This is a genomic window from Enterococcus sp. DIV1368d (genome assembly GCF_050542975.1).
Lineage (GTDB): Bacteria > Bacillota > Bacilli > Lactobacillales > Enterococcaceae > Enterococcus_D > Enterococcus_D casseliflavus.
The window spans coordinates 2337058-2352381 of record NZ_CP172939.1 but is presented as its reverse complement, the minus strand read 5'-3'; the positions used below and the strand labels follow the sequence as shown (position 1 = coordinate 2352381).

Below are 15324 nucleotides of genomic sequence, written 5' to 3'. Positions count from 1 at the left end.
TACAAAGTGTAGTTTTTGTTACGGTAAATTATGGTAGCTTGTTTCATCTTAAACATCTTCCACATTTTCACCTTATACAAGTAATTGCAAAATATGTGTATAAACACAAGGAGGATTTTTATTATGGAAACAGGTACAGTTAAATGGTTTAACTCAGACAAAGGTTTTGGATTCATCACTGCAGAAAACGGTAACGATGTATTCGTTCATTTCTCAGCTATCCAAGGCGAAGGCTTCAAAACTTTAGAAGAAGGTCAAGCAGTGACTTTCGATATCGAAGACGGACAACGTGGCCCTCAAGCGACTAACGTTAACAAAGCGTAATTTGTGAATGCCTTTTAAGAGCAGCTTAGCTGCTCTTTTTTTTGTGCGCGTGATATTTGCTTGCGGAGAAAGTAGTTGTTATACTCTTAGAAAAAAAGGAGGCAGACTGATGGGATTGAATGAATTTATTCTTGGATTGGCTAATTTAGAAAAAATCCAACGAGCACCTGGATTTTTTAAGTTTACCGAGCACAGCGTGGCCGCTCATTCGTTTCGAGTAACCATGATTGCCCAGACCTTAGCCGATATCGAAGAACAAGCGGGAAACCAAGTCAATTGGCAAATTCTTTATGAAAAAGCCTTGAACCATGATTACACGGAACGTTTCATCGGCGACATCAAAACGCCAGTCAAATATGCAAACAAAGAATTGCGGGCGATGTTATCAACCGTTGAAGAAAAAATGACCGATGCTTTCATAGAAGAAGAAATCCCCCAAAGCTTTCAAGCGACGTATCGCAGACGCTTGGCGGATGGCAAAGACAACAGCCTTGAAGGACAGCTTTTGGCAATTGCGGATAAGATCGATCTTTTGTATGAATCTTTTGAAGAGATCTCAAAAAGCAACCCCGACAAAGTGTTCAAAGAAATGTTTCGTGAAGCGGTTTTGACGGTCAAAGCGTTTCAGCATCGTCCATGTGTGACCTATTTCTTTGAAGCCATTTTTCCCGAGTTATTGAATGCAGATTTTTATGGCAAGACTGCTTTTCTAGAAGAAATCGCAGCTTTGGTGGAAAAATAAACAAAAAGAAAAAACGAAAAATCAAGAAATGATCCATCTCACAGGTTTTACTTGAAACAAGTGAGGGGATCAGGTTTGATTTTTCGTTTTTTTGTTGTATTAAAGCAAAGATTCCGCTCCATCAATATAGACTTCCGTTCCAGAAATATTACCCGCAGCCTCTGAAGATAGAAAAAGTACAAGGTTGGCGACTTGTTCTGGCACGCCTGTTTCTTGTTTTAATGGTCGAGAACGTTCTGGATATTTGACGGGGATCTCAACGCGAGCAACCTCTTCTTCAATTTCTGTGCTGGCATCGATGTTCGTTGCGATCGCCCCAGGGCAGATAGCATTGACCCGAATATTATAACCAGAAAGTTCCAGCGCAGCCATTTTTGTAAAGGCGACTTGACCTGCCTTAGATGTACTGTAAGCAGTCGCACCAAAATTGCTGAAGATGCGGTTTCCATTGACTGAACTCGTAATGACAATGCTGCCGCCGTTTGCTTTCATAAATGGGATCGCAGCTTTGACGGTAATAAAGGTACTGCGTAAATTTGTGTTGATTGTCTGGTCCCATTCCGCCACCGTCAATTCTTCGATCGGTGTCCAAGTACCGTTGATGCCGGCATTGACGTGAAGTACATCGAGACCACCTAGTTCTTCCACAAGACCACTCATCGCTTCTTGCAGCTTCTCTGCTTCAGTGACGTCAACGGCACGATAGTGGGTTTGTGCGTCATAGTCAGCAAGAAACTCCTGTAGCTCCTCTTCGTTGCGATCAATCAACCCAACAAGAGCACCCTGGTCTAGAAATTGTTCTGCCACCGCTTTTCCAATCCCTGAAGCAGCCCCCGTTACAATCACTCGTTTGTATTTGAAATCATTCATTTTTTTCGCCTCCTTATAGTAAATTATAAAAAAGATCTCTTTTTTTGTCGAAAAAAGCGATCAGCGACGAGTGACAAATTCCTTTGGCTGATAAATACGGATACTAGATAGTAAGGTTCTTCTTCCTGCGAACCCTCGTATCCGATGGGAAAACAGATGTAATCGCCATTGATTTTGTAGTATAATGCAGACAGTGTGCAAGGAGGAATACAATGAAACCCATATACGCTGTGGTGGATCTTGAAACAACAGGAACCGATTCGACGATTGATCGAATTATTCAATTTGGCTGCGTCTTAGTCCAAGATGGCAAGATCATTAATCGTTTTGCCGCAGATATCAACCCTGACCGCAGAATTTCTAAGCAAATTCAACGATTGACACACATCACAAACCAGCAAGTAAGCAAAGCGCCTTATTTCGAAGACATAGCTGACACAATCTACAACTTACTCAGCAATACGATTTTTGTGGCGCATAACATTTATTTTGACTATCATTTTTTAAGCAATGAATTTGTTCGTTGCGGTCTGCCGCCTTTATCGATTCCAGGGATCGATACGGTGGAATTGGCGCAAGTGTTTTTGCCGACAGAAAGCAGCTTTCGCTTAGGTGATCTGGCAGACAGCATCGGCTTTCGTCATGACAACCCGCATCAAGCCGATAGTGATGCAGAAGTGACCGCAGCTTTATTTTTATACATTGAAGCAATTATGCGACAGCTACCACGGACGACTCTTAAACAGATTGCGCTTTTAAGCGGTCAGATGGGGATGCAAACGAGTGAGTATATTCACGGAATTTTGAAAGAAAAAGGACCAGAGTTGGCGGAAGATTTCGAAGTGATCGACGGCGTCGTCCTGCGAAAAAAAACTGTTCCGCTTTTTGAAGCCACGCATTTTCAAGAAACGTATCCGAAAGTAAAAACGGAAAAAGAACAGCGCTTTGGCGAGCACTTGATCTATCGGAAACAACAAGCACGTTTGATGAATGCGGTGTATACGCATTACACCCAACCAGAGAAAAATTTGATTATTGAAGCAGAAACGGGGATGGGAAAAACCATCGGTTACTTGTTTCCAGCCGCTTATTTAGCGACGCCAGAAAATCCATTGATCGTTAGCACCTCATCGATTCTTTTACAAAATCAGATCATTAGCAAAGACATTCCATTGGTGAACCAAGTACTGCAGCAGCCTTTGCAAGCGGTCTTGGTCAAAAGCCATCGTCATTACATTGATTTGCAGCGCTTTAAAGCGACGCTGGATCAACCGGTAGAACAAAAGCAATACGCCCAATATCAGATGGGGATCTTAGTCTGGCTGACCAAAACAGAAACAGGTGACTTTGATGAATTGAATTTAGTTCGTCTTGATCATCCTTTATTTACCGACATTCGCCATCGCGGGGTCGACTTTTTAGCCAAAGATCAACCCTTCTATGAACAAGATTTTGTTCGACATTTATATCGGCGGATGGCGCAAAGCAATGTTTTGATCGTCAATCATGCCTTTTTAATGCAGGAAAACCGACGGGCGCAGCCACTGTTGCCAACGAGTGATTATTTGTTGATCGATGAAGCCCAACAGTTGCCGCAGCAAGCAGAAGGCTTTAGTCAACATGTCTTTGACTCTGCTCATTTCAAGCGGCAGTTTTTACAGCTGAATGAAGAAGGACTATTTGAAGAAATTGCCCAGATCATTACCGAGGACGATTTTTTGCAACGGATGTTCTCGTTGTATCGAAATGCATTGTCGGTTTTGGTCGAAACACAAGAACAGTATTTTCGCACCTTATCGATCGATGCCCCAGAATTACAAGTCGTTCAGCATCATGACCTCTATGATGGGTCATTAGAGCAGGACAAGCTACATCAAAAATTGAGCCTCTATTATCAGGAAATCAATGAGATTCAACAGCAGCTGCGTCAGCGATTCGAGTTGACCAATGATCGGTGGTATGCAAGACAACGGATCGTGATTGCCCGTTTATTTGATTTCTTTAGTCAAATGGACGCACAGGAACAAACAGTGACCGCGTGGTTGACTTGGTGGCATCCTCGTTACGTTCATTGGCTGAAAAAGCATCCCCAGTCAGGAAATGCTGTGATTGAGTTAGCTGATCTAGAAGGACATTCGATCGTGGAGAGCACATGGTACCAACGCTATCAGCACATCATTTATTTAGGGGGGACATTGAAGATCCCAGGCAACAAAGAATTTTTTGCCCATCAGATCGGCTTGACGGATGTGCCAGTCAAAACGATTCCTGCCTTTTATGATTACAGCAAGCAAACGCGACTGTATGTAATCAAAAAAGGTCTCTCGATCCAACAAGCATCAGCTGCCGAATACGCGGATTATTTAGTCGAAGCGTTAGTCCCGATTTTGTTTGACAATCCGCAACCAGCGCTTGTGTTGTTTACGGCGCACGAAACTTTGAAAAATGTCTATGATCGATTGAATAAAAAAGCCCTGCATTATGGCAGAGAAATCGTTGCTCAAGGGACTGGCGGAACCCGTGAGAAAATCTTAAAGAAATTTTTATTAGCGGAAAATGGTATCTTATTAGGGACTAGCAGTTTTTGGGAAGGGGTCGATTTACCAGGACAGGCACTGAAGATCGCTGTGGTGACCCGATTGCCTTTTGAGAACCCTAAACAACCCATGGTCCAAGCACGGCACGCCTTTTTGGAAGCAGAAGGCATTGATTCTTTTAAAGAAGATGCCTTACCTAAAGCGATTTTACGGCTGCGCCAAGCATTGGGGCGCTTGATCCGTTCCGAGGAGGATACCGGCGTGATGGTCGTCCTTGATCGACGCTTGCTATCGACAAAGTATGGCAAACGAATGGTCAAAGGCTTACCCAAAAACTTACCTCTGATTGAAGCAAGTCCAACCGAGATCGCCGAAGACATCCAACATTTTTTTGCGCAAGAGGAAAAAGCAGCAGCCGATTTTGAAAAATGAGTTGAACATCTGATATAATGGATTTTATTTAAGATTGGAGTACGAAGTGTGAAAACAAAAGACAAAGAACATCGGCGTGTGGTTATTTTGCTGAGTGCGATCACAGTCTTACTGGTCGTTATTCTCTTCGCTTCTATTTTCTATCTCCGTTCTTCTCGTCCAATGCGACAAGCAAGAAACGAAGCAATCGAAATAGCAGAAAGATACACCGATTTAGCAGAGGTCGAACAATTTTATTGGTTTACCCGTGAGGAAACCTCCTTTAGCATTGTTGGAAAGGATACGAATAACAATGAGATCGTTGTGATCATCCCAAAAAGCGGTGAGAAGGTTTCTGTTTTTAATCAAGCGGATGGGCTGACGGAAGCACAAGCTAAGGCATTTGTTCGCGACAATCATCAAGGTCAGGAAATCCAAAAGGCCGCATTGGGTATTTTTGAAGGCGAGCCAACTTGGGAAGTCATGACGAAAGATGGCGATGGTCGTTTGAACTATTATTTGATTGGTTTCAAAGATGGCGAAGAAATCAAAGCGATCACTGAACTATAGGAAGACGCTTATGATAGAATAAATTTTGGATCGTAGAAAGGATGATAAACATGGTACTTTCAAAAAGAGCAGAAAAATTGGAACCCTCCGCAACGTTAGCGGCATCTGCTAAGGCAAAAGCGTTAGCGGACCAAGGTGTAGACGTATTAAGTCTAACTGTCGGTGAACCCGACTTTATTACCCCGAAAAACATTCGCCAAGCAGCGATCGCAGCGATTGAGAGCGGCAAGGCTAGTTTTTACACAGCAACTGCGGGGATTCCTGAGTTAAAACAGGCGATTCTTGCTTATATGAAAGAGTTTTATGGTGCTGACTATGATTCAAACCAAGTGATCGTGACAGATGGCGCGAAGTTTGCCCTTTATACGCTGTTTCAAGCGCTCCTTGATGAAGAGGATGAAGTACTCATTCCAGTGCCTTATTGGGTCAGCTATGCGGAACAAGTCCGTTTAGCGCAAGGGACACCTGTGTTTGTTGAAGCCAAGCAAGAAGCCGATTTTAAAGTTTCTGTGGCTCAATTAGAAGCTGCTCGTACAGAGAAAACGAAAGCCATCATTTTAAACTCGCCTGCCAACCCTACAGGGGCGATTTACTCAAAAGAAGCGTTAACGGCAATCGGCAACTGGGCAGTGGAAAATAATATTTGGATCATTGCCGATGATATCTATGGTCGTTTGGTTTATAACGGCAATACCTTTACATCGATCGCAAGCTTATCAGAAGAGATACGCAAACAAACCATCGTGATCAATGGCGTTTCTAAAACCTACTCTATGACTGGCTGGCGGATCGGATTTGCTGTCGGCGATGCAAAAATCATCAAAGCGATGATCGATATCGCTTCCCAAGCTACTAGCAACCCGCCGGCTGCTAGCCAATACGCAGCAGTTGAGGCACTGACTGGGAATCAAGAATCGATCGAAGTGATGCGTCAGGCCTTCGAAGAGCGCTTGAACAAACTATATCCGCTAATTGCCGCTATTCCTGGTTTTCAGGTGACGAAACCCCAAGGCGCGTTTTACTTGTTCCCAAATGTCAAAGAAGCCATGACGATGTGCGGCTATCAAACCATTGATGCCTTCGTGGAGGCCTTGCTGATGGAAGCCCACGTGGCAGTAGTGACTGGTGCTGGTTTTGGTACACCAGATTATTTACGCATCAGCTATGCAACTGATTGGGACACGTTAGCGGAAGCTACCAAACGAATCCATGATTTTGTTGAAAAGAAACGCCAAAAAGCTTAAAATGCTCTATGGTGCCTTTATTAATTAGATAGGAGAGAATCAAGTGGAATCTATTCAAATTTTAGATGCAAAAAAACACGTTGGCGAAACCGTTCAAATCGGAGCATGGGTTGCTAACAAACGTTCTAGCGGCAAGATCGCCTTTTTACAACTTCGTGACGGAACAGCGTATTTTCAAGGAATCGTTGTAAAAAGTGAAGTAGGGGAAGAAGTTTTCCAATTAGCGAAAAATCTAAATCAGGAAACTGCCGTACTGGTCACTGGGGAAATCAGAGAAGACAGCCGCTCAAAATTCGGCTATGAAATTGGTATCTCTGGTTTAGAGGTTGTTGGGGAAAGCCATGATTACCCAATCACACCAAAAGAACACGGAACAGATTTCTTGATGGACCATCGTCATTTATGGTTGCGTTCCTCAAAACAACACGCCATCATGCAAATCCGAAACGAAATCATTCGGGCAACGTATGAATTTTTCAACAAGAATGGCTTCATCAAAATCGATCCACCGATCCTAACCGGATCAGCACCAGAAGGAACGACTGATTTATTCGAAACCAACTATTTCGATCAAAAAGCATATTTGTCTCAGTCTGGTCAATTGTACATGGAAGCTGCCGCTATGGCGTTTGGCAAAGTCTTTTCTTTTGGACCAACTTTCCGTGCCGAAAAATCAAAGACACGTCGTCACTTGATTGAATTTTGGATGATTGAACCAGAAATGGCCTTTATGCACCAAGAAGAAAGCTTGGAAGTCCAAGAGCAGTACGTGGCATTCTTAGTGCAAAATGTGCTCGATAACTGTGACTATGCATTAGACGTCTTAGGCCGTGACCGTGAAGTCTTGAAAAAATACACCAAATTACCATTCCCACGAATCTCTTACGATGATGCAGTGGCATTATTACAAAAGAACGGCTTTGATGATATTCAATGGGGCGATGACTTTGGCTCACCACATGAGACCTTTATTGCCAATTCATTCGATCAGCCCGTCTTTATCTTAAACTATCCAAAAGCCATCAAACCTTTCTATATGAAGCCACATCCAACGAGAGAAGATGTCGTGATCTGTGCCGATATGATCGCACCAGAAGGCTATGGCGAGATCATAGGCGGTTCTGAACGTGCCATCGATCATGAATACCTGCTAGAACAAATCCGCGCCCACGGCTTGGACGAAAATGAATATTCATGGTATTTAGATCTACGCAAGTACGGCTCAGTTCCTCACACCGGCTTTGGTCTTGGATTAGAACGGACCGTTACCTGGTTATCAGGAATCGAGCACGTAAGAGAATCCATTCCATTTCCACGGTTGTTGAATCGGATTTATCCGTAATTTAAACAAATTTTGTGCGAAAGCGTAAATGATTCACTCATCACACCATCCCTTGCTAGAAAGTCTCTAGCGGGGCTGGTGTTTTTTATCTGCTCTTGACGATGAGGGATTACTTCAGAAAAGAAGCAAGCAGCAATCCAAAGGGCGGCTGGGACTGAATAGAAGAAATCGCTTTGCTTGCTCGAGTGTGCTTTTTTTACGCGCGGGGATGTGATATAATAACAAATTGACTAGTATCTCTCATTTTATAACATTAAGGACAATACACTATGGATAATAGAAAAACGAATAAAATAATCATCAGTATTGTGACACATAATAGTCGTGATATATTCAAAACATTGGATCATCTGGAGAAAGAGATAGGAGAGGATCCACGCTTTGAAGTGAAAATATTTGATAATAATTCGAAAGCAGAATACATTGCTAAAATGAAAGATTATCCATTTGTCACTGTCATCTCAGCCAATGAAAATCTTGGATTTGGTCATGGACACAATCAATTATTAATGAATGCAACGCAAGAATACGGATTTATTTGCAATCCTGATATTCTTGTCACGAAAGAATCAATTGAAGGATTATTAAAAAGAATTCAAGAGAATGAAGCAGCTGTCGTAGTTCCTCAGGTTTTGAACGAAGATGGCTCTATTCAGTATTTAGTAAGAAAACGATTAGCTGTATTCGATTATTTCTTGCGATTTATTCCGTTTCATTGGGTAAAAAAAGTATTTAAAAAAAGACTGTCTGCTTATGAGTGCCGTGACCTTCCACAAGATCAAACCAGTTATATCCGAATGGGCTCTGGTTGTTTTATGCTGGTAGAAATCGCTCGCTTTAAAGAAATCGGCGGCTTTGACGAACAGTTCTTTATGTATTTTGAAGACAATGATTTGTGTTTGAGATATGAAAAAGCGGGGTACCGCATTTTGTATACGCCCTTTGAAAAAGTCGTGCACTTATACGGCAAAGGAGCTCATAGAAGTGCAAAACTCTTTTTGGTGTTTATGCATTCGATGATGAAATTTTTTAATAAATGGGGTTGGAGGCTGTTTTGATGAACCGTTTATTTGTGACGATCGTAATGTATGAAAGAAGCTGGCAAGAAGCGTCGGCTTCACCGCTTTTGGAAAAAGCGGTGAAGAACCAGCAAATCCAATTGCTGGTTTATGATAACAGTCCACATAGTCATGATGAGCCTTTTTTTCAGCATCCATTAGTGAGCTATTTCCATGATCCAGCCAATCCCGGCCTCTCCAAAGCATACAATAAAGGGTTTAAGTCTGCGTCTAGCGGCGATTTTGATTTGCTGCTTCTCTTGGATCAAGATACGGAGCTGACAAAAGCCTACCTAAACTTTCTTATGACTGAGACGATCGGAACTGAAATAGGTGCTGTTGTGCCGCTGATTTACAGTGGCACAACTCAGGTATCACCGGTCTTAGCTGATCGTTACATCAATCGAAATCTGGCATATCCTGCTATCGGTGAGCAAAAACAGCGGATTATGGCAATCAATTCCGGCACCGCAGTCACTCTCGCGGCTATAAAAAAAATCGGCGGATTCAATGATGCTTTTCCGCTGGATTTTTTAGATCATTGGCTTTTTCTTCGCTTACATCAAGAAGGCTTTCGGTTTTTGATCGCAAACCAAAAGCTGAATCATGATCTTTCAGTCATGCATTATAAAACGATGACTAGGGAAAGATATGAGCAGATTCTTACCAGTGAATCGAAATTCTATAGGGATTTCGATAAAGAAAAGAAAAAGGAACATGAAAAACAGCTTTTTTTTCGAACAATAAAACAAGCACTTTCACCCAAAATGTGCCGATTCAGCCGAAGAACATGGAAAGAATACTTGTCATTTAGGAAGGATCATTTATGATATCAGTATGTGTAGCCACTTATAACGGAGAAAAGTATCTTCAAGAACAGCTGGACAGCATTCTAATTCAACTTGCACCTGATGATGAGCTGATTATTTCGGATGACTTCTCTACTGACAAGACAAGAAATATCCTCGATTCTTATCGCGCAGATCCCCGAATCAAACTTTTGGAAGGACCGCAAAAAGGCATTATCAAGAATTTTGAACACGCAATTAAGCAGGCTTCAGGCGATCTGATTTTTTTGGCCGACCAAGACGATGTGTGGCTTCCCGATAAAGTTGCTGATACAAAAGCAAAATTTGATGAAAAAAAAGAGACACAGGTAGTCATTTCTGATTTGAGAATTGTCGATGAGCAGCTTGAAGTGATTGAACCCTCCTATTTTGCCTATCGGAATGTAAAAGTCGGATTTTTACGAAATGTGCTTAAAAATAAATACATCGGAGCAGGCATGGCTTTTCGAAGAGAGTTGAAGCCAGCTATTCTTCCGTTTCCGCAAGCAATTCCAATGCATGATATGTGGATCGGTGCAATGGCAGGCAACCGTATCGAACTTATTGATAAGCAGTTAACGTTGTATCGAAGACATGAAAAAAATGCCAGTGAAATCAAAACATCCGCTTCATTTGGCCAGCAATTCGTGTGGCGCTGGGGTTTAATAAGAAGCCTGTTCATGAGAAAGGTATTTGATAAATAAAAGTTACATTTTCATTTCAAAACTTTGAATTGAATGACAAAGCTTTCTAGAAATGAGATAATGCTGTGGTGAGAAATACAAGTAAATTATTTAAGGAGCGTAATGAATGAAAGGGATTATTTTAGCAGGCGGTTCAGGAACACGCCTTTATCCATTAACAAAAGCAACTTCTAAACAATTGATGCCTATTTATGACAAACCAATGATTTTTTACCCAATGTCTACATTGATGTTGGCGGGGATCAAAGAAATTTTAATTATTTCCACTCCTCAAGATACTCCTCGCTTTCAAGAGTTATTCGGCGATGGCAAAGACTTAGGACTGCAAATTGACTATGCAGTACAGCCAAGTCCTGACGGCCTCGCTCAAGCATTCATTATTGGGGAAAAGTTTATCGGCACTGATAGTGTTTGTTTAGTCTTAGGAGACAATATTTATTATGGCGGCGGTCTATCGAAAATGCTTCAACGAGCTGCTGCAAAAGAATCAGGTGCAACTGTTTTTGGCTATCATGTAAATGATCCTGAACGATTTGGTGTAGTGGAGTTTGATGACGATATGCACGCCTTGTCTATTGAAGAAAAACCTGAGAAGCCGAAATCAAATTATGCTGTAACAGGTCTGTATTTCTATGATAACGAAGTAGTCGAAATAGCCAAGAATATCAAACCGTCTGCGCGTGGAGAATTAGAAATTACCGATATCAATAAAGTTTATCTAGAAAAAAATAAACTTTCTGTCGAAGTCATGGGAAGAGGTTTCGCTTGGCTTGATACAGGAACACATGAAACATTGCTTGAGGCATCTACTTTTATTGAAACGATTGAAAAACGGCAAAACTTGAAAGTTGCGTGTTTGGAAGAAATATCATTCCGAATGGGCTATATCACAAGAGAGCAGTTGGTTGCTTTAGCTGAGCCATTGAAAAAAAATCAGTATGGTCAATATTTATTACGACTAGCTGCTGAATAAAGAGGAGACGCTTTGATGAAAGTTATAGAAACAAAATTGACAGATGTAAAATTAATAGAGATGGACGTTTACGGCGATCATCGAGGTTTTTTTACTGAAAGCTATTCAAAAGAAAAATTTTCAGCACAAGGAATTGACTTTGATTTTGTTCAAGATAACCACTCATTATCTGCTGAAGCAGGTGTGTTAAGAGGCCTGCATTTTCAAAAAGGTGAAGCAGCACAGACAAAATTGATTCGTGTGGTGACTGGTGCGGTACTTGATGTTATCGTAGATATTCGTAAAGGCAGCCCGACCTATGGAGAGTGGGAAGGGTACTTGTTAACCGAACACAACCATCGTCAGTTATTGGTACCTCGCGGATATGCTCACGGGTTTATGACACTGACCCCAAATGTGAACTTCTTGTATAAGTGTGACAACTATTATAATGCTGAAGCTGATGGCGGCATTGCATTTGATGATCCCGATTTGGCAATTACTTGGCCTATAGATGTGAAAAAAGCGATTCTATCAGAAAAAGATAAAAAACATCCAACACTGAAAGAATTTGAAATAGAAAATACATTTGTCTATGGTGAAGTATAAGGAGTGAAAGTGATGAAAAAAATTATTGTAACCGGTGGAGCAGGATTTATCGGCTCTAACTTTGTTCATTATGTGATCAATAATCATCCTGATGTTTTTGTAACAGTTTTAGATAAGCTGACCTATGCGGGAAATAAGAACAATCTTAATGGTCTTCCAAAGAATCGCTTCGAATTAGTTGTCGGCGACATTGCTGATCAGGAGCTGGTAGATAGATTGGTTCAGGATACAGACGCTGTCGTTCATTATGCTGCAGAATCTCATAATGACAACTCGTTGAAAGATCCTTTTCCGTTTGTTCAAACCAACATTATTGGAACGTATACGCTGATAGAAGCATGCCGAAAGTATAATGTAAGATACCATCATGTTTCAACCGATGAAGTATATGGCGATCTTCCTTTGAGAGAAGATCTTCCGGGACATGGCGAAGGAGCGGGAGAAAAATTCACGGACAAAACGCCGTATAACCCATCAAGTCCTTACTCTTCAACAAAAGCTGGTTCCGATCTTTTGGTAAAAGCTTGGGTGCGCTCATTCGGTCTCCAAGCGACGATCTCCAATTGTTCTAATAATTATGGACCTTATCAACACATTGAGAAATTTATTCCTCGACAAATTACCAATATTTTGAGCGGCATCAAGCCGAAATTGTACGGTGACGGGAAAAATGTCCGTGACTGGATTCATACAAATGATCATTCATCAGCTGTGTGGACGATTTTAACAAAGGGACAAATGGGTGAAACGTATCTCATCGGTGCCGATGGTGAAGAGGATAATAAAGCAGTAATTGAACTGATTTTAGAACTAATGGATCAGCCCAAAGACGCGTATGAGCACGTAAATGATCGACCAGGTCATGATTTACGCTATGCAATTGATTCGACAAAATTGAAAGAAGAATTGGGCTGGCAACCGGAATTCACCAATTTCCGAGATGGTTTAGCCGATACGATTGAGTGGTATCGCAACAACGAAGAATGGTGGAAGACAGAAAAAGAAGCGGTAGAGAAAAATTATGCTGCGAATGGACAATAAATAAAAGCAGGGAAACCTGCTTTTTTTGAAGGGATGAGAAATATGATTTTACTGACAGGCGGAAATGGGCAGCTGGGCACGGAGCTGCGACATCTATTAGATGAAAAAGGATTAAAATATGTCTCAACGGATGCCCAGGAAATGGATATTACGGACGAAAAAGCAACTCTTGCGTTTATTCAAGAATTAAAACCGACCGTTATTTATCATTGTGCTGCATACACAGCAGTAGATAAGGCGGAAGATGAAGGCAAGGAACTTGATGAGAAAATCAATGTCAACGGGACGGAAAACGTGGCGAAAGCGGCGAAAGCGGTAGGAGCAAAGTTTGTTTACATCAGTACTGATTATGTGTTCGATGGAACGAAAAAAGAGGGGGTCTACAAAGAAACAGATAAGCCGAATCCTCAAAATGAATACGGTCGTACAAAATTGTTGGGTGAACAAGCAGTGAAAGATCTTTTAGATGAATACTTCATTATCCGAACTTCATGGGTTTTTGGTAAATATGGACATAATTTTGTATATACAATGAAATGTTTAGCGCAAACGCACCCGCGCTTAACCGTCGTTGATGATCAATATGGCCGTCCAACATGGACCCGAACATTAGCTGAATTTATGGTCTATATTATCGAAAACAATGCAGACTATGGGATCTACCATCTATCAAATGACAATAGCTGTTCATGGTACGAATTTGCCAAAGAAATTCTGAAAGAAACGGATGTTGAGGTTGCACCTGTCACTTCAGCAGAATATCCGCAAAAAGCAAAACGACCACAATACTCGGTGTTGGATCTTACAAAAGCAAAGAATACCGGTTTTGTTATTCCTACTTGGGAAGAAGCATTGGCTGATATGACTGCATCTTTAGAGAAAGAAGAAAACTAGAAAAAGAGGGATCATGATGAAAGTTTCCGTTTTTGGTTTAGGTTATGTAGGATTAGCAAACGCTTTGTTATTGGCGCAAAAAGAAGAAGTACTAGCTTATGATATTGTGGATGAAAAAATCGATCAATTGCAAAAGAAAATCTCACCTCTTGAAGACAAAGAAATTCACCAATTTTTGGAGCGGACAGACTTGTCCGTTCATTTCACCAAAGCTTTTGATGAAGCTGTTGACTTTGGGGATGTATTAATTATTGCGACGCCTACAGATTACGATGAGCATAAAAACTATTTTGATACGTCGACTGTAGAATCGGTGATTGAAAAAGCGCTGGAGTTGCGTCCAGATGCTGTGTTTATTATTAAATCAACAGTTCCTGTAGGGTATACATTAGAGCTTAAAGCACGTTTTAACACAGAGAACATTTTATTTTCACCTGAATTTTTGCGTGAGGGAAAAGCTTTATACGACAATTTGCATCCTTCGAGAATTGTTGTTGGAGAATGCAGTGAGCGAGCGAAAGAGATCGCCGAGATGTTCAAGCGAAATGCATGGGAAAATGAAATTCCCGTGCTTTTAACAAATCCGACTGAAGCTGAAGCAATAAAACTGTTTTCTAACACGTATCTGGCGCTGCGCGTGGCATATTTCAACGAATTAGATACCTATGCGGAAGTGAGGGGACTTGATTCACGACAAATCATTGAAGGCGTCGGGCTGGATCCTAGAATCGGCTCCCACTACAACAATCCGTCTTTTGGATACGGTGGCTACTGTCTGCCCAAAGATACCAAGCAGCTCCTAGCTAACTATGATAAGGTTCCGAATAATATCATTCAAGCGATCGTCGAAGCAAATACGACCCGCAAAGATTTCATCGCGGAGCAGATCCTTGATCGACAACCGAAAGTTGTGGGCATCTATCGATTGACTATGAAAGCTCATTCTGATAATTTCCGCTATTCTTCCATTCAAGGAATTATGAAGCGGATCAAAGCCCATGGAATCAACGTAGTAGTATACGAGCCTTCTTTAAAAGAGAAATCCTTCTATAACTCTGAAGTTATTGATGACTTTGAGACGTTTAAAAAGATCTCTGATGTTATTGTAGCAAATCGTATGGAAGATGTACTGCATGACGTAGAAGACAAAGTATACACAAGAGATTTGTTTGAAAGAGACTAAAAACTTTGAGAAACAG

Annotated in this window: 15 protein-coding genes; 14 read left to right on the top strand and 1 reads right to left on the bottom strand. The window is 41.4% G+C overall.

Annotated features, from left to right (window positions below; translation table 11 throughout):
- Nucleotides 1–123: 123 nt before the first annotated feature.
- Both IGJ44_RS10885 and IGJ44_RS10880 read left to right on the top strand, forming a co-directional pair.
- A complete protein-coding gene (locus tag IGJ44_RS10885) occupies nucleotides 124–324 on the top strand; it encodes a cold-shock protein (protein WP_003126918.1) in 201 nt (66 codons plus the stop codon).
- Nucleotides 325–433: 109 nt separating this feature from the next.
- Nucleotides 434–1066 carry an HD domain-containing protein gene (locus IGJ44_RS10880; protein ID WP_121260924.1) on the top strand — a complete coding sequence of 211 codons (633 nt, stop codon included), beginning with the start codon at nucleotides 434–436 and terminating at the stop codon, nucleotides 1064–1066.
- 99 nt (nucleotides 1067–1165) lie between these two features.
- On the opposite strand, the gene IGJ44_RS10875 is transcribed toward IGJ44_RS10880, so the two are convergent.
- Nucleotides 1166–1936, bottom strand: coding sequence for an SDR family oxidoreductase (locus IGJ44_RS10875; protein ID WP_121260926.1), 771 nt, complete (start codon nucleotides 1934–1936; stop codon nucleotides 1166–1168).
- Nucleotides 1937–2148: 212 nt separating this feature from the next.
- On the opposite strand from IGJ44_RS10875, the gene IGJ44_RS10870 reads away from it, so the two are divergent.
- The 12 genes from IGJ44_RS10870 (at nucleotide 2149) to IGJ44_RS10815 (ending at nucleotide 15308) form a co-directional block, all read left to right on the top strand.
- The gene (locus IGJ44_RS10870; RefSeq protein ID WP_167827098.1) at nucleotides 2149–4905 is read left to right on the top strand and encodes a helicase C-terminal domain-containing protein; all 2757 of its coding nucleotides are present in this window, start codon (nucleotides 2149–2151) and stop codon (nucleotides 4903–4905) included.
- 48 nt (nucleotides 4906–4953) lie between these two features.
- A complete protein-coding gene (locus IGJ44_RS10865) occupies nucleotides 4954–5454 on the top strand; it encodes a DUF5590 domain-containing protein (RefSeq protein ID WP_010749344.1) in 501 nt (166 codons plus the stop codon).
- A gap of 50 nt (nucleotides 5455–5504) precedes the next feature.
- Nucleotides 5505–6698 carry a pyridoxal phosphate-dependent aminotransferase gene (locus IGJ44_RS10860; protein WP_005229502.1) on the top strand — a complete coding sequence of 398 codons (1194 nt, stop codon included), beginning with the start codon at nucleotides 5505–5507 and terminating at the stop codon, nucleotides 6696–6698.
- A gap of 43 nt (nucleotides 6699–6741) precedes the next feature.
- Nucleotides 6742–8040: an asparagine--tRNA ligase gene (gene asnS / locus IGJ44_RS10855; protein ID WP_005229504.1), complete on the top strand. Its 1299-nt coding sequence runs from the start codon at nucleotides 6742–6744 to the stop codon at nucleotides 8038–8040.
- Nucleotides 8041–8309: 269 nt separating this feature from the next.
- Nucleotides 8310–9098, top strand: a complete 789-nt coding sequence (locus IGJ44_RS10850; RefSeq protein WP_121260930.1) for a glycosyltransferase family 2 protein — start codon at nucleotides 8310–8312, stop codon at nucleotides 9096–9098.
- The gene (locus tag IGJ44_RS10845; protein WP_151195672.1) at nucleotides 9098–9928 is read left to right on the top strand and encodes a glycosyltransferase; all 831 of its coding nucleotides are present in this window, start codon (nucleotides 9098–9100) and stop codon (nucleotides 9926–9928) included. The genes IGJ44_RS10850 and IGJ44_RS10845 overlap by 1 nt, the downstream gene beginning before the upstream one ends.
- Complete coding sequence (locus tag IGJ44_RS10840; RefSeq protein WP_086295564.1) at nucleotides 9925–10629, top strand: glycosyltransferase family 2 protein; 705 nt, start codon at nucleotides 9925–9927, stop codon at nucleotides 10627–10629. The genes IGJ44_RS10845 and IGJ44_RS10840 overlap by 4 nt, the downstream gene beginning before the upstream one ends.
- A 106-nt stretch (nucleotides 10630–10735) precedes the next feature.
- Nucleotides 10736–11602, top strand: a complete 867-nt coding sequence (gene rfbA, locus IGJ44_RS10835; protein WP_060792921.1) for a glucose-1-phosphate thymidylyltransferase RfbA — start codon at nucleotides 10736–10738, stop codon at nucleotides 11600–11602.
- Nucleotides 11603–11617: 15 nt separating this feature from the next.
- The gene (gene rfbC / locus IGJ44_RS10830; protein ID WP_010749348.1) at nucleotides 11618–12190 is read left to right on the top strand and encodes a dTDP-4-dehydrorhamnose 3,5-epimerase; all 573 of its coding nucleotides are present in this window, start codon (nucleotides 11618–11620) and stop codon (nucleotides 12188–12190) included.
- Between the two features lie 12 nt (nucleotides 12191–12202).
- On the top strand, nucleotides 12203–13231 hold the full coding sequence (gene rfbB / locus IGJ44_RS10825; protein ID WP_060792923.1) for a dTDP-glucose 4,6-dehydratase: 1029 nt from the start codon (nucleotides 12203–12205) through the stop codon (nucleotides 13229–13231).
- Between the two features lie 42 nt (nucleotides 13232–13273).
- A complete protein-coding gene (gene rfbD, locus IGJ44_RS10820; protein WP_270266961.1) occupies nucleotides 13274–14125 on the top strand; it encodes a dTDP-4-dehydrorhamnose reductase in 852 nt (283 codons plus the stop codon).
- A 16-nt stretch (nucleotides 14126–14141) separates the two neighbouring features.
- Nucleotides 14142–15308 carry a nucleotide sugar dehydrogenase gene (locus IGJ44_RS10815; protein ID WP_167827095.1) on the top strand — a complete coding sequence of 389 codons (1167 nt, stop codon included), beginning with the start codon at nucleotides 14142–14144 and terminating at the stop codon, nucleotides 15306–15308.
- Nucleotides 15309–15324 lie beyond the last annotated feature (16 nt).